This window comes from Helicobacter sp. 23-1046, assembly GCF_053654635.1.
The window spans coordinates 165,766-182,301 of sequence record NZ_JBSIUS010000001.1 but is presented as its reverse complement, the minus strand read 5'-3'; the positions used below and the strand labels follow the sequence as shown (position 1 = coordinate 182,301).

The following is a 16,536-nucleotide window of genomic DNA, read 5'->3' as shown; positions in this document are numbered from 1 at the left end:
CAACTAAAAAGGACATACAATGAAAAAATTTATCGCGTTAGGATTTTTAATGCTTTGCTTTGTGGCTTGTGGCGATAAAAGCGCAGAACAAAGTGCTTTTGACTATGCTAATGATATGCTTGCTGGCAATGTAGCACAAATAGCAAAAAATGCCAAAACACAAGATGGTCAAGCACTCAACGAAACGCAAAAAGAGCTCTTTATCCAAGATAGACAATATGCCAGCAAGGAGTATCGCGTCCTTTCAAAGCAAAACAATGGAATCAAAGAAATATCAGTATATGATAATGAATGCGCCGAAAAACTCCCCCAAGACAATGCTATATGTGTTGTGTATTTAACTTTGATATTTAATGACGAGACGGGGATTCCTATGGCTGTGCCACTCGTGCAAGTAGATAAAAAATGGTATCCTGTATTTGATGTAGCATATCCCCAATAAAAGAGAATCTAAGTTGCGTGTTGATAAGTTTTTAAATGCTACAAATGTGCTTAAAAGACGCACACTCGCGCAAGATATGTGTGAAAATGGTGTCGTGCTCATAAATGGTGCAAAAGCAAAAAGTAGCAAAGAAGTCAAAATAGGCGACATTATCACTATAAACTTTTTGGAAAGTCAAAAGCAATACGAAGTGCTCGCGCTCCCAACAACCAAAAATGTCCCAAAATCCCAAAGCCAAATGTTTGTCAAACTGCTCTAATTCAAAAAGAAAATACAAACGAGTAGAAAAAAAGATTAAAGTGAGATTCTATAACCTTTTAGAGGTTATAGAATCTGTTAAGGCAGATTGTCTTAGCCCTCTGCACCTTTTGGTGGAGTAAAGGCTGTAACTTCAGGGAGTGTGCCTGTGTATTTTTCGACATTCACAAGCCCTGTGTGCGCGCAGTTACCATTCGCAAGTTTTGAAGTTGGTATGTCAAGTGTAAGCACATTTGCACTACCATATTTGCATAGTCCATTTTCATCTTGGTCTACCCAACCACCTTCACACACGCGAACTACGCTTGGTAGAATATCATCGCTTACCACAGCACCCGCAAGAATCTCACCTCTATCATTAAACACACGCACTACATCGCCATTTTTGATACCGCGTGCTTCTGCGTCTTGTTTGTTGATAAGGATTGGCTCTCTACCATTTACTGCATACTGCTCACGCAACGAAGTGTGGCAACACTGAGAGTGCAATCTATCTGCTGGGTGAGAAGTGAGCAAGTGAAGTGGATACTTCTCAGTTGCATTGCCTAGCCACTCAGCAGGCTCAAACCAAGTCGCGTGTGGCTTACAATCGTTGTATTTATAGCCTGCGATTTTTTGTGAGTAAATCTCAAATAAACCAGAATCTGTGCCAAGTGCGTTAAGCACAGGGTCTTCGATAAACTCAGCGAAGCGCACCCAATTATAATTTTCCGCAGGGACATCAAATTGGATTGGCTCATTTTTCGCCCAAAACTCCTCAAATACAGGCATAGGTGTGGTAAATGCTTCACCAAAGGCTTGCACTTGCTTGTATGCACCATCATAATATTCTTTTACAAAATCTTTCGCGCTTTTACCACCATCGCTATATGCCTTATAGACATCATCGCCATACACCTTACACAAATCACAGAATATGTCATAGTCATCTCTGCTTTCATCGATAGGTGCTACGGCTTGCTTCATCGGCACGATAAACATATTTGAATAATCGCTTGCCATTGTAATATCATCACGCTCATAAGAAGTCGTAACAGGAAGCACGATGTCTGCCATTTTTGCAGTTGGTGTCCAATAGATTTCATTCACGACTACCGTGCGAGGCTTTCTCCACGCTTTTTTGTTGGTGTTTGTATCTTGGTGATGCACGAGCGGATTCCCACCAGACCAATAAATGAAATCCATATCTGGGTAAGTTACTTTTGTCCCGTTATGGTCGATAGTCTTGCCCGGATTAAGAAGTGCATCGGCGATTCTTGCGAGTGGGAATGATGCCACACTTGGGTCTCTTAACCATTCTGCCACATCTTCACCGCCATCGCTTTTCGCAAGTCCTTTAAACTTACCATTTTCCCAAATGCCAACGCTACCAGCACTGATACCGCCCACAACGCCACCTTTTGCAGTTGGCACACCACCGCCTGAGTAGTGATAGCTTAGTCCAAATCCACCGCCTGATGTGCCAATTTGTCCAATCATACACGCAAGTGTAACGAGTGCCCAGTGAGGCTGCTCTCCGTGATGAGCTCTTTGCATTGCCCAGCCACTCATTAACATTGTAGGATTGTCATAGAAAGTTTCAGCCAAAGATTCTATAACGCTCGCCTCAATGCCACAAATCTTGCTTGCCCACGCAGGAGTTTTTGCTACGCCATCTTCTTTGCCCTCTACATAGGCTTTAAATTTATCATAGCCTGTTGTATAAGTATCCAAAAATTCAGTATTTACCTTGCCCACAGAAATTAAGTGGTGAGCCATTCCTAACATCATCGCCACATCAGTGTTTGGCTTAGGTGCTATCCAATCTGCCTTGAAAAACTTCGTAGTTTCCGTGCGGATAGGATCAATGACAATAATTTTCTTCCCGCTTTTGCGAAGTTTTTCATAGTATTGCATTGCGCGTTGGTCATTTGCTGTCCAAGCGATTCGTAGTGTAGAGAGTGGGTCTGTCCCCCAAAATACTACAACTTTTGTATCGCTTAAGATATTTTCCCAAGAAGTTTGTTGCTCATATACTTCGATAGAGCCCACAACATAAGGCATAATCACTTGAGAAGCACCTGTAGAATAGTCTCCTTGCACGCCCACAAATCCACCTGTAACGCTTAAGAATCTATGAAGCAACACGCGCGCATTATGGAAGTTCCCTGTGGATTTCCACCCATAGCTTCCTCCACAAATTGCTTTTGGACCTTTTGCATCGTATGTTTTTCTTAGCTCTTTTGCTACGAGTTTGATTGCCTCCTCATAGCTCACACGCACAAACTCTTCTTTGCCACGAAGCTCTGGCTTTGGAGAATCTGGATTCTCTAAATAAGACTTTCGCACATACGGGAATCGCACACGAGATTTATAAATCATATCAGGTGTTACATACCATAGCGGGTTATCAGTTTCTTGCACCTTTTCCCAAGGCTCAGATTTCACACACTTGCCATCTTTAATAGTGAGGTCTAAAATCCCCCAGTGAGCAGCAGTAGTAACTTTACCATTTTGGATAAGACCGCCGGGCTTTATAGAAGTGGCTTTCTTGTCATCACAGCCAATCCCTAAAATACCAGCTCCCACACCTATCGCAGCACTTGCCTTCAAAAACTTTCTTCTATCTAAACTCATTTTACACTCCTTTTATTTTACTTTTCGTAGTAGTCTTTGCCATTTTTTTGTAGGTATTCAATCACAAGCCACCTGTCCTCTTGGTCAATCGCCGTGCGATTTACCATCGAGTTAAAGACTGCTTGCCATTGATTTGCACCAAACTCACTTTCTTTATGCGTAGCGTGGCAGATTCCGCAATTCTCTGAATACAGCGTTTTTGCTTTTGCAAACATTGGCTTGCGGTCATTGACAAACTCGCCTTTATCCGCCCACACCTCAATGCTTACCTTATCCCATTTGCCACCGCTACCAGCGACTCTGCTTTTAAACTCCAACTTGGTATTTTTACCAAACGCAGCCACCATTACGCGTTGACTGTCATTTGTGTATAGCACCGATGGAGCTTTGGGATTGACAAAGCCTGAGATTCTCACCAGCACTTTTTTAGAATCTTGCTTGATAATCTCAAAAGCATTAGTTGGCAACAACCTACCCTCAGGCTTCGTATCTTTAGCATTGAGATACAACGATACAACCTTGTCGCTATAAAGAACCTCTGCAAACGCTATGCTAGCAAATGCTACGCTAGCGCATATAAAAGCCCTTGCAACCTTGCTCATCATAAATTCCTCCTTTATTGAAATTGTTGATACAGCGTAAATTGTAAAGATTGTAACCTTAGAGTTTCCTTAAATGATTATGCTTACTTTTAGCAAATATCTATAAAAATATATTATTTGCCCCCCCCGCACGCTATTTTGAGCATATTACACCATAGAATCAATACAAATATCGTTACATTTTTATACAAATATCAAAGAGAACTTCCAAAAAGGTAAATAAATGTTTGAAGTTTAAGAAGTTTATTTTTATTCTCTATACTTTAGAATCTGTAAATTTTTTAGCGAAGGATTTGTCGTGGATATTTTATTGTGCTTTTTGGATTCTCACAATGGCGCATAGTTCTCTTGTGAAGGGTATTGTGCTAATGCTCCTCTCTACGATTTTCCTAGCCCTTATGAACGCGCTTTTAAAATACCTCACTATGCTTGGCTACTCATCGATGGAAAATGTCTTTTTCCGCGCGTTTTTTATGGTGCTTACGCTTTATAGCATAATCCTCTTTTTCCCCGCGCTCTCACGCATTTCCCCGCGCATAAAAAAGCCCAAACTGCAAGCAAAGCAAAAAGGTGGATTTTCCTCACTGCTTATGCGCGGGCTTTTTGGCGGGGTGGCGGTAAGCATTGCGTATTACAATTTCGCAACTATCCCACTAGGAATCGCTACGGCATTTTTGCAATCCACGCCCATTTTTGTGGTGTTTCTCTCATTTTTCACGCGTAGTAAGCCAAGTGTGTTTGCACTGATAGCGACTATCGTGGGCTTTATCGGCGTGCTTTTGGTAGCAAACCCTGAAGCGAGCGAGATTCCGCTTTTTAATGCACTGATTGGAATCATCGGCGCGATTTTTGCCGCTATCGCGTTTCTTACCATTCCCACGCTTAAGCGATTTTACACAAGCGAGGCGGTCGTGCTGTGGTATGGCATAATGATGTGTATCGTGGGAATCATAGGAATGTGTGTTAGCATCGATAAAATGGGGGGCTTTATTTTTCCCTCGCTTTTTGCGTGGATTCTCTTTATTTTGACAGGTGTGGTGGGGACAATCGGGCAATGGCTAATGACAAAATCCTATATGTTTGCCTCGCCAAATGTAGTCGCCCCTATCACCTATATGCGCATTGTGTGGAGCGTGTTTTTGGGCGTGTTGCTAGGCGATAGTTTCCCAAACCTCCTGCCTAGCATAGGAATCGCCCTAATCCTACTCTCTGGCGCACTTATAGGGCTAAATGCAATCAAAAAAGATTCTACAACAAAACAATAATATATCCAAATGCAATATGTATGTAATCCCTGCCAAAATGTGCTCCAAAACTTACTTCAAACAAAAACCCCCAACAATACAAAAAAGGTTTTTTTGTATTGTTGTTTTTATTAGGGTATGATTGCAAAGACAATTTTGTCAAATATCTTATTTCTAAGGAGAATCTAATGAAAAAACTTCTAGGTAGTGTCGCTCTAGCGGCGGTTTTGAGTTCAAGTGCGTTTGGCGCAGCAAATAGCAATGTAGGTTGCGGTCTTGGAAGCTATTTGATTGATAAGCAAGGGTTAGTATGGAATCTGTTGCAACTTACAACAAACTCTACTTTGTGGAATCAAACTTTTGGTATCACTTCAGGGACTTCTGGCTGTAAATGGGAAGGTCTTGTAATGGATAGTAGAACTCAGGAGTTTGTCGCTTCAAATATGGATACTCTCTCTAAAGAAATCGCTCAAGGCAAGGGAGAATCACTAGATACTTTAGTTGAGCTCTTAGGTGTCGAGCAAAAAGAGGAGTTTAAACTTGCTTTACAAGAAAACTATCATAAACTCTATGCGAGCAAAGATGCTCAAATGGCAGATGTGCTTAGCGGTGTGAATGCACTCTAAGACTTTCGTGCTCTAGTTTGTCCTTAAAGCAAACTAGAGGCACATAGATTGTATGCGAATTTTTATATCACTTCTCTTTTCTCTTATCACTTTTATACTTTTAAATGCCAATGAGCTAGATTCTCTTACAAAAGCCAAACAAAAAGCCTTAGAGTTAGAAATTTATAATTCTAAACAATGGCTTGATTTACTGCATTTTGGAAACTTTTTTGGCTTTGGGCGTAAGAGCAAAAGTGAAATAGACTCGCCAAATTTTTTCCTCGCACCAAATGGAAAAAAAGACGCTAAGGCAGAATTGCTTGCCACTATTGAGGGTTTTTATCAAAGTGTAGAATCCGTAGCAGTGCCTAAAGACTTCGAGGAAAAAGTCTCTAAAGCCAACACTTTGCTTGATGCCGCTGTTACTTCATTGCCAAAACGCTCAAGTGCCAAAGAGGATTACCACGCGATTTGTCGCTTCCCAGCGCGTTTTTATTATTTAGATTCTCTTTTGCATTTTAAGAATCTCCCCGCACTTCAATGCGAAGAATTCCACACAATGAGAGAATATGTCAATCCCATAAGCGCGACACTTATTTTCCCCTCTGCGCATATCAACTCGCCTGCTTCGATATTTGGACATACATTTTTATTGCTTAATTCTGGCTTTGACTCGCGCTTGCTGTCCTTTGCGATTAACTATCAAGCCAACGCTGATGAAAATGTCGAAAATGGCTTTGCATTCGCGTTTAAGGGATTGCTTGGAATGTATCCGGGAAGCTACTCTATTTTGCCCTATTATGATAAAGTCAAAGAATATGTGGATAGTGAAAGTCGCGATATTTGGGAGTTTGATTTAAATTTAAGCAAAGAGGAAGTCGCGCAAATGTATCGGCACATTTGGGAGCTTGGCGATTCGTGGTCGTATTACTATTTCTTTGATGAAAATTGCTCGTATAATATTTTATGGCTCTTAGAAGTTGCGCGCCCGAGTTTAGAATTGCGCAAAAAATTTATCTATCAAGTAAATCCCCCTGAGACACTCTTTGTCATTGCAAATGCAGGGCTTATGCGTAATGAGATTTATCGTCCTTCAAAGCGCGCTAAAATCTTAGAATACGAAAAACAAATGACTCTAAGCGATGTAAGAAAAGCAAAAAAACTTGCCAAAGGCACATTGCAAGCTAGCGAAGTGCTAGACAATGATACACTAAGCCTCCATCAAAAGCAATACATTTTAGAATCTAGTATCGAAATGAGCGAATATCGCTATATGAAAGGCAAGCTAGAACACGAGGACTACACGCAAATCGCCCATAACCTCGCCAAAGCACGCGCCACAATCGGGGAAAGCCCCACGCTCACTCCACCCGCTCCAGCCTCACCACTACAAGCAAATCAGGGCTTAAGAATCTCTCCAAGCTATTACCTTGCCAATGCCACAGATTCTCATAAAGCACTCTCGCAAGGCATTGCGATTGATTTTCGCCTTACTTACCACGATATTAGCGATAATGATAAGGGCTATCTTAAGGTTGCCCAAATTGAGTTTTTAAAGGCAAACGCACATTTACAAATCGCGCCTCAAAGCAATATCTATCTGCATAATGCAACAATTTTATCGCTCGCTTCGTTTGGAAATATAAGTAAATTTTTCGCGCCATTTTCTTATCGATTAGAGACAGGTTTCTCGCGCCAGTTTTTATCCCCAAATTTGCGTTACTACGCTATGTTTGGCGGTGGAGCAAGCGTGGGAATCTCGCAATACAGCTTTGCATATTACTTACTTGAGCCGACTTTTTACCTTGATAGGTATAATAGAGGAGATTTTTTACTCTCTAATGTGCTTGGATTCTCGCTCTCAAATGATTCGTGGTGGAAACTGAGCGCGGAATATAAATTTAAAGCATACAATCTACACACTTTTGGGCATTATCTCAATGCCACAGCAAGTGCAAATCTCGCCCATAATTTTGGAATCTTTGCTTCTTTGGAACAAAATTTTTTGCCTTTTGTAACAAGAAGTGCTTTAAATATAGGAATAAGGGCGTATTTCTAAAAGTTTTATAAAACTTTAAGTAAAATAAAAGAAATAAACAAGGAGTGCAAATGTTTCGCTACTTAATGGCGTTTTTTCTCAATGCAGTTTTTTGTGCGGTGGCTTTAGGACAAGATGGTGGAGATGGAGATTCTTTGTCAAAAACAAATTCCCATCAAAATGCGCCAAATGCCCTTAGTATAAAGAGTGCTTGGGACATCGTAGTGCAAAATAACGATGGATTAAAAGCACAGCGTTATGGACTACAACGCGCCGATGAACTTGCTCTTGGCGCGAAATTAAGCTACCTCCCTGAAATCAACTTTACGGCTGCTTATTTTTACTTTGATGATGTCAAAAAGCACCAATTTATCTCTCCAGATTCTCTAGCAAACGCAGGACAACTCGCACAAGCCCTTAGTGGTCTTACCAAGCCTGTTACACTATTAGAACGCGATGTAATGCTAGGCGCACTAAATATCATCTATCCCATTTATACGGGCGGTTTGCGTCATTCTGGTGTGAAACTCGCACAAATCACCAAAAAAGACGCCAATGAAATGTTACGATTAAAAAAGCTCGCAACTTTTGAGGAGCTTATAAGTGTCTATTATGGCGATGTGTTAGCAAAGGATTTAGTCGATGTGTTAGCTCAAAATTATGAAGCCTCAAATTTGCATTATCAAAATGCGCTAGGATTACAAAAAAGCGGGCAAATAGCTCGCTTAGAAGTGCTTGCAAGCCAAGTAGCGAGTGATAGAAACGCCAATCGCCTAAAAGAAGCCAAAAACTCGTATGAAAGCGCGGACTTAGCCTTGCAAACTGCGCTAGGCAAAGATGAAGTTACGCCCACCTCAACGCTTGAACTCTCAAACAAAAAACTTCAAAATGAGGAATATTATGTGCAAAAAACACTTGCGAGCTATCCAGCCCTCCAATCACTTGATTTAAAGCTCCAAAGTGCGCAACAACTCACAAGCATTGAGTTTTCAAAGTTTATGCCCCAAGTGGTTGGAATGGGAAGTTATATTTGGACAAATCATAAAGATTCTCTAATGATGAAATCACTTCCCTCGTGGTATGTAGGCATTGGCATAAGCGTGCCAATCATCACACCAAAGGGAAGATTGCAAAAGTATCAAGCTGCCAAGTTAGGCGAACTTGAAGTGCAATCACTCAAAACCCAAGCCACTAAGGATTTAAGCCTACTTGTGAGGCGCACTTACAAAGAAGCAATATACGCACGGGAGGAATACGAAAGCCTTGCCTCCTCAGTCGCGCTTGCAAGAGAGAATCTAAAACTCCAACAAATCGCTTTTAAACAAGGTTTAGCCACGAGCACGCAAGTAATTGATGCGCAAAATAGCTTACAAAGCGCGCTTATAGAGCAAAAAATGATTGCCTATAAAGCCATTGTCGCGCTTGCAAAATTACTTGCCCTAAGTGATGAAATTGAGAGTTTTTGGCAATACCAACAATAAGGAGTAAAAATGAAAAAACAATTTGAGATTGCCTTTGTGGTCGTAATAAGTGCGATTTTATGCATCTGGCTTATTATTAGCTTTTATAAAGCATACGCGCCCAAACCCCATCAGATTCAAGGACAGATTGCAACCCGTGAATACAAAGTGAGCTCTAAAGTCGCTGGGCGTATTGGCTCGGTGCTGGTAAAAAGAGGTGATAATGTCAAAAAGGGAGATTTGATTTTCACCATAGAATCTCCCGAGCTAGAGGCTAAACTCACCCAAGCAAAAGCTGGCTACGAAGCTGCCAAAGCCCTCTCAGAGGAAACGCACAAAGGTGCTAGGCTAGAGACTATTATTTCGGCTAGGGATATTTATCAAAGTGCCAAAGCAATGCGTGAGCTCACAGAAAACACCTATAAACGCATTGAAAGTTTATACAAAAATGGCGTGGCAAGTTTGCAACGAAGAGACGAAGCCTATGCGGCATTTCAAAATGCAAAATATAACGAAAATGCTGCACTTCAACAATACAAAATAGCAATGGACGGCGCGACACAAGAAACAAAAGAAGCAGCCAAACAAAAAGAAATCGCTGCAGCTGGACAACTTAGCGAAGTGGAGGCTTATATTAAAGACATTCAAGCCTACGCACCAAGTGATGGTGAAGTGGCAAATATTTTACTCAGTGAGGGCGAGCTAAGCCCCACGGGATTCCCTGTGGTAATGCTCGCTGATACCAACGATGTGTGGTTGCGTTTGGCAATTAGTGAAGAATATTTGCAAGACTTTAAGCTCGATTCTACTTTTAGCGCATTTTTGCCAGCATTACAAAAAGAAATGCAATTTAAAGTAACTTATGTTTCAGTGATGAGTGATTTTGCCACTTGGCGTGCAACCTCTAATTCTAAAGGATATGATTTGCGAAGTTTTGAAATCCAAGCAAAACCGCTAGAAAATAGCGGGGAATTTCGCGCGGGAATGAGTGCAATCATAACGCTTATGAAGTGATGTTAAGGATATAAATGCGTCTCAATATCCCAAATTATGAACAATGCAAAAGTGCATTGTATCACTTAGCAAATCTGCAAACTACGCGTAAAATTATCCAGCTTTGGAAATTTCTCACGCGCAGAAAAGTGCTGTTTTTGCTCTATTTTGTGTTGCCACTTTTAATTGGATGGTTTATTTATGCGATTTTTGTCTCTTCTTTGCCACGCGATTTGCCCATTGGTTTGGTGGATTTAGACACAAGCAATGCAAGTGCTGAAGTAATCTTTAAAATTAACGCCTCGCCGAGTATGAAAATCACCAAACAATACCACTCTATTTTGGAGGCGAAGCAGGACTTAGCAAGGGCAAAAATTTACGCGCTTGTCGTGATTCCACAAGACTATGAACGCGATGTAAATCTTGGCGTGGGCGCAAAGCTTGGTTTGTATTACAATGCGCAATTTGTGCTTATAGGCAAATCGCTTAATTCTGCGTTTGCCCAAATAGTAGGCACACTTAATGTAACACAACACACCGCTAAAAATCTCGTAAAAGACACCGATATGAAACTCGCTCTAAGCAAGGCTATGCCGATTTTTTCACAAATTATCCCGCTGTATAATTCAAATAGTAATTACGCACAATTCTTGCTTACCTTGCTTTTGCCCTGTATGCTCCAAATCTTAAGCGCGCTTGGGTGCGTGCAGATTCTAAGAAATCCTCCAAGTTCGCTTAAAAGCCTTCTTATCCGTTATGCGTTTAACTCGCTTGTGTTTATGTTTTGGGGGCTTTGTATGATTATATTTTTGAAAAATTTAGGGTATCAGCATCGTGGCTCACTTGGACTTATCATTCTTGGTATTGCACTCCTAATCCTTAGCATTAACGGCGTGGCTTTGTTTTTACAATCTATTCTCCAAGATATTAAAAGGACTATTGGTGTGCTTGCTGTTTATACCGCACCTTCGCTTGCCTTTGCAGGCATTACTTATCCACAAAATGCAATGAATCTCCCCGCATTTTTATGGAGCGAATTTTTGCCAATTTCTTCATATATGAAACTTTATGTCCAACAGGCAAACTACGGCGGTGAATTTGATTTGGCTTTTGGGATTCTCGCTAAACTTAGTGTATTTTTGCTCTTTTTGTGCTTAGGTGTGATTATTTATGAAAAGAGACGCAAAAAAGCAAAGAACGAACAAATTGCCAAAGAATTAAACTTTGCGATAAGGAATGCGCAATGAGCTTATTTAAGGCACTCATTTATGAATACAAAGCTATTTTTACCAACAAAGTGGTGCTTTTGGTTGTCTTTATCGGCTCAATGGTGTATGGAATCCTCTATCCAATGCCATATCTTAATGACATTGTTACCAAACAAACATTGCTTATTGTCGATGAGGACGACTCTTTTTTGTCAAAGGAATTGATATTTCTGGTTTCTGCCACGCCACAAATTGAACTTGTAAGCGAAGTAGATTCCCTGCAAAGTGCGGAAAAACTTATCGAAAACTTTGAGGCAAATGGCGTGCTCTTTATCCCGCAAGGCTTTGAATCTAACGCACAAATGGGCGTGGGAAGTATTGTCTCATATATGGGAAATGCCTCGTATTTTCTTATTTATGGAGCGATTGTAGAGGGCATACATAACGCCATAGATTCCCTCTCTACGCGACTTTATAGAGAAAAAAATATCAATGCCCTAAGCCCAGCGATTATCTCGTATGAAGCAATTCCGCTGTATAATCCAAGTTTGGGTTACATTAACTACGCGCTAGCTGCTGTGCTCGTATTTATCCTCCACCAAACACTTATCGGTGGAAGTGCGATTGTAAGCACATATCAAAATAGAATCTTTACGCAAAATGCCAAAGAAATCCGTGCATTAAGAGAGCAAATCGCGCAAAATGGCGGGATTGAGAATCGCAACCCATTTACCACAAAAATGCCCTATTATTTCGCACTTTTTCCGCTTAAAAAGATTCTATGTGCGAGAATCTTGGCGTTTTGTAGCATTTATATTATGTGGTTTTTGTTATATTTTGGCGTGCTTTTTCCACTTTTTGGAGTGAGCATTCACGCAAGTGCAAGTGATTTTTGGTGTTTTGGGCTTGCATTTATCTTTGCGTGTGCGGGGTGTGGGACCTTACTTGGGAGTTGTCTCAATGACGAGAGTTTGCCTACGCAAGTGGTATTTATCTCATCAATGCCACTTGTGTTTATTATGGGCTTTATCTGGCCCAGCGAGCTATTGCCGAGCTTTTTGCGTGAGCTAGCCTATATAATCCCGGCCTTTCACGGCATTCGAGGATTTATTAGCCTTAATCAAATGGGCGCGGAATTTGCCAGTATTATGCCTCATTTTTTTATGCTTGGATTTTTATTTGCACTTAGTATCACCATAAGTTTTTTTATTTTGCACAAAAAACAAGAGAGAAACGAAATAAATCGGGAAGAAATTTTACATTTTCTATCACAAATTACTTTACACAAGAAAATTTTTGCTATAATCACTCATTTTACAAAGAAAAGAGGAGCACGCGATGCAAAATGAAGTGTTGCTAAAAACCATTGATACTTTGCCTCCACTTCCAGCCACAGTCTTAAAGTTGCGCGAATACATTGATAATGCAGGGGCAGATGTAAGCGTAGATGGAGTAGTGAAAATCATTCAAGAAGACCCACTTGTTACAGCAGAATTGTTGCGCTTGGCAAACTCGCCGTATTATGGATTCTCATACGAAATTTCTACTATCCAACAAGTAGTCTCTTTACTTGGAATCAATAATATTAAAAATATCGTGCTTGCAAACTCACTCAAAAGCACCTTTAAGGCTGATGTTTCGCCTTATGGGCTTGATACTGATGAGTTTTTAGCAAATTGCGCCAAAGAGGCAAATTTCATATCAGAGTGGCTTGGTGAGGAGGACAGGAAACTCTCTCAAACACTTGTGCCATCTGCTATGTTGCTTCGACTTGGTGTGATTTTGTTTTCTAACTCTTTACGCTCGATAGGCAAGGATAAGGACTTTTTAGAAGCACTCAAACAGCATAATTTTAAAAATATCCCAATGATAGAAGAAGAGTTTTGCGGGGTAGATTCCCTGTCATTTTTAGGCTTTTTGTTTAATCATTGGAAATTTGATGAAACTTTGATAGAAAATATCTCATATATGACACTTCCTCACTCTGCTAGAGATAGTGTGAAAAAGGGGGCGTATGCACTTGCTATTGCAAATTGTCTCTTTGAACCTCATCAAGGTGGGAATGTATTTAATATGCGCCGCTCACTTGGACTAATTGATGAAGCAAAAACACAGGGCGTGCATTTTAATAGAAATAACTTTGAGGGAAAAATCCCCGAATATATGAAAGAAAATATGTATAAAACAGAAGAATAGCTATACACTCTCGCAAATGAGTTCGCTCATTTGCGCACAACCCACCTGCTTGCATTCATCACTCATTATATCAGCCGTGCGATACCCCTTATCTAACACTACATTTATCGCATTCCGCACCGCTTTGGCTTCATTTGCAAGTCCTAAACTTAACTCCAAAAGCATAGCAAGGCTAAGAATCGTGCCGATAGGATTTGCCAAATCCTTGCCTGCTATATCAGGTGCTGAGCCGTGAATTGGCTCATAAAGTCCAAACTTATCATCTCTTAATGACGCAGAGGGCAACACACCTAAAGAACCTGTCAAAACGCTTGCCTCATCGCTTAAAATGTCGCCAAACATATTTTCTGTAACAATAACATCAAATTGTGCAGGGTTTTTGCAAAGCTGCATAGCCGCATTATCCACGAGCATAAATTCAAATTTCACCGCAGAATAATCTTTCGCCACACTCTGCACCACTTCGCGCCATAACCGACTAGATTCCAAAACATTTGCCTTATCCACACACACAAGTCTTTTATTTCGAGAATCTGCCAGTTCAAAGGCGACTTTGGCAATTTGTGTGATTTGCACCTCGCTGTATAAAAGCGTGTCTTGTGCGACTTGCTCGCCTTTTTTTTCAAAACGCGTATGCTCGCCAAAATAAATACCCCCGATAAGCTCACGCACCATTATAAAATCAATGCCCTTAGCGAGAATCTCGCTCTTTAATGGACTTGAATTTGCAAGTTGCGGGAAAAGCGTAGCAGGACGCAAATTCGCAAAAAGCCCAAGCTCTTTTCGCAAGCGCAGTAGCCCAGATTCTGGGCGATTATGCGGTGGCTGTGTATCCCATTTTTCCCCACCTATCGCACCAAAAAGCACAGCCTTGCTTTGTTTGCATACTTCTAGGGTTTCATTTGGCAAAGGCACGCCTAGCGCATCGATTGCTGCACCACCCATTAGCACTTCTTTGCACCCAAAATTGTGGTTGAATTTTTGCTCCACCTTTTTTAGCACACGCAATGCACCATCAATGATTTCAACCCCTATGCCATCACCTTTAATCACTGCGATATTTGCCTGCATTTTAGTCCTTTTTGCTAATCCAATTAAGATACCCACTTGCATTTATGATTTCTTGGATAAAGGGCGGGAATGGGGCGGTTTTAAAGCTCTGCTTAGAATCTACATTCACAATTACGCCATTTTCAAAATCAATCTCCACCTTATCGCCCCTATTGATTGCCTCCACCGCCTCCTTAGATTCTATAATTGCAAGTCCTATGTTAATGGCATTACGATAAAAAATCCGCGCAAAAGACTTAGCGATAATGCACGAAATTCCGCTTGCCTTAATGGCGATAGGCGCGTGCTCTCGGCTAGACCCACAGCCAAAATTCCACCCACCAATCATCACATCGCCTTGCTTGACTACCTTTATAAAGTCTTTATCAATATCTTCCATACAATGCGCCGCAAGCTCGCTGTGCGAAGAAGTATTTAAATACCGCGCTGGGATAATAACATCTGTATCGACATTATCCCCGTATTTATGTGCGAAACCTTGTGCTTTCATTTACAAATCCTCTCTTTGTAATATTTATCCTAGAGCACCTGCTCTGGTGCGCTTAAATATCCACTTATTGCGCTTGCTGCTGCTACTTCTGGAGAGGCGAGATACACCTCAGAGCTGATATGCCCCATTCGCCCTACAAAATTCCTATTTGTAGTGGAAACGCATTTTTCATTTGCTGCTAAGATTCCCATATGTCCGCCAAGACAAGGACCACAAGTGGGCGTAGAGACCACGCAACCAGCTTGGATAAATGTCTCTAAATGCCCGCGCTTTATGCACTCTAAATAAATATTTTGTGTCGCTGGTATCACAATGCAACGCGTATTTTTAGCGATTTTTTTGCCTTTGAAAATCTGCGCTGCCACTTCCATATCACTCAATCGCCCATTAGTGCAAGAGCCAATGACTACTTGGTCGATTTTTATTTCACCCCATTGCTCCTTTGTCCTTGCATTTTCTGGTAAATGTGGAAATGCCACCGTGTGGTCGATTTGACTTAAATCAATATCAAAGACTTGCTCGTATTTAGCATTTTCATCAGCTTTATAGATTCTACTCTCCCTTTTAGAGCGATTTTTGACATACGCGAGAGTTTGCTCATCAACTTCAAAAATCCCATTTTTCGCACCCGCTTCAATCGCCATATTTGCAATGCAAAATCTATCATCAATAGTGAGATTTTTTAGCCCCTCACCACCAAACTCCATACTTTTATACAGCGCGCCATCTACGCCAATTTTACCAATGATATGCAAAATGACATCTTTCCCACTCACATAAGGATTAAGCTTACCTTTGAGGTTAAATCGTATCGCGCTTGGCACTTTAAACCACGCCTTCCCTTTCGCCATACCAACCGCCATATCCGTGCTCCCCACACCTGTGGAAAACGCCCCAAGCGCGCCATAAGTGCAAGTGTGAGAATCTGCACCAATAACCAAATCACCAATGGTTACAATGCCTTGCTCTGGCAAAAGTGCGTGCTCAACGCCCATATTCCCCACATCGTAATAATGCGTGATGTCAAAGTCATTGGCAAAGCACCTACATTGTGCGGATTGCGTAGCAGCCTTAATGTCTTTGTTTGGTGCGAAATGGTCCATTACGAGTGAAATTTTTTCTTTATTAAAGACCTTTTCAAACTTCGCTTCTTTAAACGCATTGATTGCCACAGGCGTGGTAATATCATTGCCTAACACCATATCAAGCTCTGCCATTATAAGTTCGCCCGCCTCGACAAACTCTTTACCCGCTCTATTGGCTAAGATTTTTTGCGACATTGTCATATCCATAATCGCCTCCTTAATGTTGTG

15 protein-coding genes are annotated in these 16,536 nt (G+C 41.1%); 10 read left to right on the top strand and 5 right to left on the bottom strand.

Going from position 1 to position 16,536, the window contains the following annotated elements:
* The first annotated feature begins 19 nt into the window (after positions 1-19).
* Together ACWIUJ_RS00890 and ACWIUJ_RS00885 are read left to right on the top strand one after the other, a co-directional pair.
* On the top strand, positions 20-442 hold the full coding sequence (locus tag ACWIUJ_RS00890; protein ID WP_454168343.1) for a hypothetical protein: 423 nt from the start codon (positions 20-22) through the stop codon (positions 440-442).
* A gap of 13 nt (positions 443-455) precedes the next feature.
* Positions 456-701 carry an RNA-binding S4 domain-containing protein gene (locus tag ACWIUJ_RS00885; protein WP_454152400.1) on the top strand — a complete coding sequence of 82 codons (246 nt, stop codon included), beginning with the start codon at positions 456-458 and terminating at the stop codon, positions 699-701.
* A gap of 92 nt (positions 702-793) precedes the next feature.
* Here ACWIUJ_RS00885 and ACWIUJ_RS00880 read toward each other — a convergent pair whose 3' ends face one another.
* Together ACWIUJ_RS00880 and ACWIUJ_RS00875 are read right to left on the bottom strand one after the other, a co-directional pair.
* Entirely contained in the window at positions 794-3,316 is a 2,523-nt protein-coding gene (locus tag ACWIUJ_RS00880) for a molybdopterin guanine dinucleotide-containing S/N-oxide reductase (RefSeq protein WP_454152399.1), read from the bottom strand.
* Between the two features lie 17 nt (positions 3,317-3,333).
* Entirely contained in the window at positions 3,334-3,921 is a 588-nt protein-coding gene (locus ACWIUJ_RS00875) for a cytochrome c3 family protein (protein WP_454152398.1), read from the bottom strand.
* Positions 3,922-4,250: 329 nt separating this feature from the next.
* Here ACWIUJ_RS00875 and ACWIUJ_RS00870 point away from each other — a divergent pair, with 329 nt between their 5' ends.
* From ACWIUJ_RS00870 to ACWIUJ_RS00835, 8 genes are all read left to right on the top strand, one after another.
* Positions 4,251-5,183, top strand: coding sequence for a DMT family transporter (locus tag ACWIUJ_RS00870; protein WP_454168341.1), 933 nt, complete (start codon positions 4,251-4,253; stop codon positions 5,181-5,183).
* Between the two features lie 167 nt (positions 5,184-5,350).
* Entirely contained in the window at positions 5,351-5,788 is a 438-nt protein-coding gene (locus ACWIUJ_RS00865; RefSeq protein WP_454152396.1) for a DUF3015 family protein, read from the top strand.
* A gap of 52 nt (positions 5,789-5,840) precedes the next feature.
* Positions 5,841-7,826 carry an Lnb N-terminal periplasmic domain-containing protein gene (locus tag ACWIUJ_RS00860; protein WP_454168339.1) on the top strand — a complete coding sequence of 662 codons (1,986 nt, stop codon included), beginning with the start codon at positions 5,841-5,843 and terminating at the stop codon, positions 7,824-7,826.
* 50 nt (positions 7,827-7,876) lie between these two features.
* Positions 7,877-9,286, top strand: a complete 1,410-nt coding sequence (locus tag ACWIUJ_RS00855; RefSeq protein ID WP_454168337.1) for a TolC family protein — start codon at positions 7,877-7,879, stop codon at positions 9,284-9,286.
* A gap of 9 nt (positions 9,287-9,295) precedes the next feature.
* A complete protein-coding gene (locus ACWIUJ_RS00850) occupies positions 9,296-10,279 on the top strand; it encodes an HlyD family secretion protein (RefSeq protein WP_454152393.1) in 984 nt (327 codons plus the stop codon).
* Positions 10,280-10,293: 14 nt separating this feature from the next.
* A complete protein-coding gene (locus ACWIUJ_RS00845) occupies positions 10,294-11,505 on the top strand; it encodes an ABC transporter permease (protein ID WP_454168335.1) in 1,212 nt (403 codons plus the stop codon).
* Positions 11,502-12,815 carry an ABC transporter permease gene (locus ACWIUJ_RS00840; protein WP_454168333.1) on the top strand — a complete coding sequence of 438 codons (1,314 nt, stop codon included), beginning with the start codon at positions 11,502-11,504 and terminating at the stop codon, positions 12,813-12,815. The genes ACWIUJ_RS00845 and ACWIUJ_RS00840 overlap by 4 nt, the downstream gene beginning before the upstream one ends.
* The gene (locus tag ACWIUJ_RS00835; RefSeq protein WP_454168332.1) at positions 12,805-13,662 is read left to right on the top strand and encodes an HDOD domain-containing protein; all 858 of its coding nucleotides are present in this window, start codon (positions 12,805-12,807) and stop codon (positions 13,660-13,662) included. The genes ACWIUJ_RS00840 and ACWIUJ_RS00835 overlap by 11 nt, the downstream gene beginning before the upstream one ends.
* Here the strand turns inward: ACWIUJ_RS00835 and leuB are convergent, their stop codons facing one another.
* From leuB to leuC, 3 genes are read right to left on the bottom strand one after another with little or no spacing between them, the layout of a single operon-like run.
* Positions 13,663-14,733, bottom strand: coding sequence for a 3-isopropylmalate dehydrogenase (gene leuB, locus ACWIUJ_RS00830; RefSeq protein ID WP_454168330.1), 1,071 nt, complete (start codon positions 14,731-14,733; stop codon positions 13,663-13,665). It lies immediately after the preceding gene.
* Between the two features lies 1 nt (position 14,734).
* The gene (gene leuD, locus ACWIUJ_RS00825; RefSeq protein WP_454168328.1) at positions 14,735-15,223 is read right to left on the bottom strand and encodes a 3-isopropylmalate dehydratase small subunit; all 489 of its coding nucleotides are present in this window, start codon (positions 15,221-15,223) and stop codon (positions 14,735-14,737) included.
* 29 nt (positions 15,224-15,252) lie between these two features.
* Positions 15,253-16,515 carry a 3-isopropylmalate dehydratase large subunit gene (gene leuC, locus ACWIUJ_RS00820; protein WP_454152387.1) on the bottom strand — a complete coding sequence of 421 codons (1,263 nt, stop codon included), beginning with the start codon at positions 16,513-16,515 and terminating at the stop codon, positions 15,253-15,255.
* Between the last annotated feature and the right edge of the window lie 21 nt (positions 16,516-16,536).

Bases quoted from the DNA above. Each gene is read 5' to 3' on its own strand.
- ACWIUJ_RS00890 (WP_454168343.1), top strand. From the start codon at position 20: ATGAAAAAATTTATCGCGTTAGGATTTTTAATGCTTTGCTTTGTGGCT.
- ACWIUJ_RS00880 (WP_454152399.1), bottom strand. From the start codon at position 3,316: ATGAGTTTAGATAGAAGAAAGTTTTTGAAGGCAAGTGCTGCGATAGGT.
- ACWIUJ_RS00875 (WP_454152398.1), bottom strand. From the start codon at position 3,921: ATGATGAGCAAGGTTGCAAGGGCTTTTATATGCGCTAGCGTAGCATTT.
- ACWIUJ_RS00870 (WP_454168341.1), top strand. From the start codon at position 4,251: ATGGCGCATAGTTCTCTTGTGAAGGGTATTGTGCTAATGCTCCTCTCT.
- ACWIUJ_RS00865 (WP_454152396.1), top strand. From the start codon at position 5,351: ATGAAAAAACTTCTAGGTAGTGTCGCTCTAGCGGCGGTTTTGAGTTCA.
- ACWIUJ_RS00860 (WP_454168339.1), top strand. From the start codon at position 5,841: ATGCGAATTTTTATATCACTTCTCTTTTCTCTTATCACTTTTATACTT.
- ACWIUJ_RS00855 (WP_454168337.1), top strand. From the start codon at position 7,877: ATGTTTCGCTACTTAATGGCGTTTTTTCTCAATGCAGTTTTTTGTGCG.
- ACWIUJ_RS00850 (WP_454152393.1), top strand. From the start codon at position 9,296: ATGAAAAAACAATTTGAGATTGCCTTTGTGGTCGTAATAAGTGCGATT.
- ACWIUJ_RS00845 (WP_454168335.1), top strand. From the start codon at position 10,294: ATGCGTCTCAATATCCCAAATTATGAACAATGCAAAAGTGCATTGTAT.
- ACWIUJ_RS00840 (WP_454168333.1), top strand. From the start codon at position 11,502: ATGAGCTTATTTAAGGCACTCATTTATGAATACAAAGCTATTTTTACC.
- ACWIUJ_RS00835 (WP_454168332.1), top strand. From the start codon at position 12,805: ATGCAAAATGAAGTGTTGCTAAAAACCATTGATACTTTGCCTCCACTT.
- leuB (WP_454168330.1), bottom strand. From the start codon at position 14,733: ATGCAGGCAAATATCGCAGTGATTAAAGGTGATGGCATAGGGGTTGAA.
- leuD (WP_454168328.1), bottom strand. From the start codon at position 15,223: ATGAAAGCACAAGGTTTCGCACATAAATACGGGGATAATGTCGATACA.
- leuC (WP_454152387.1), bottom strand. From the start codon at position 16,515: ATGGATATGACAATGTCGCAAAAAATCTTAGCCAATAGAGCGGGTAAA.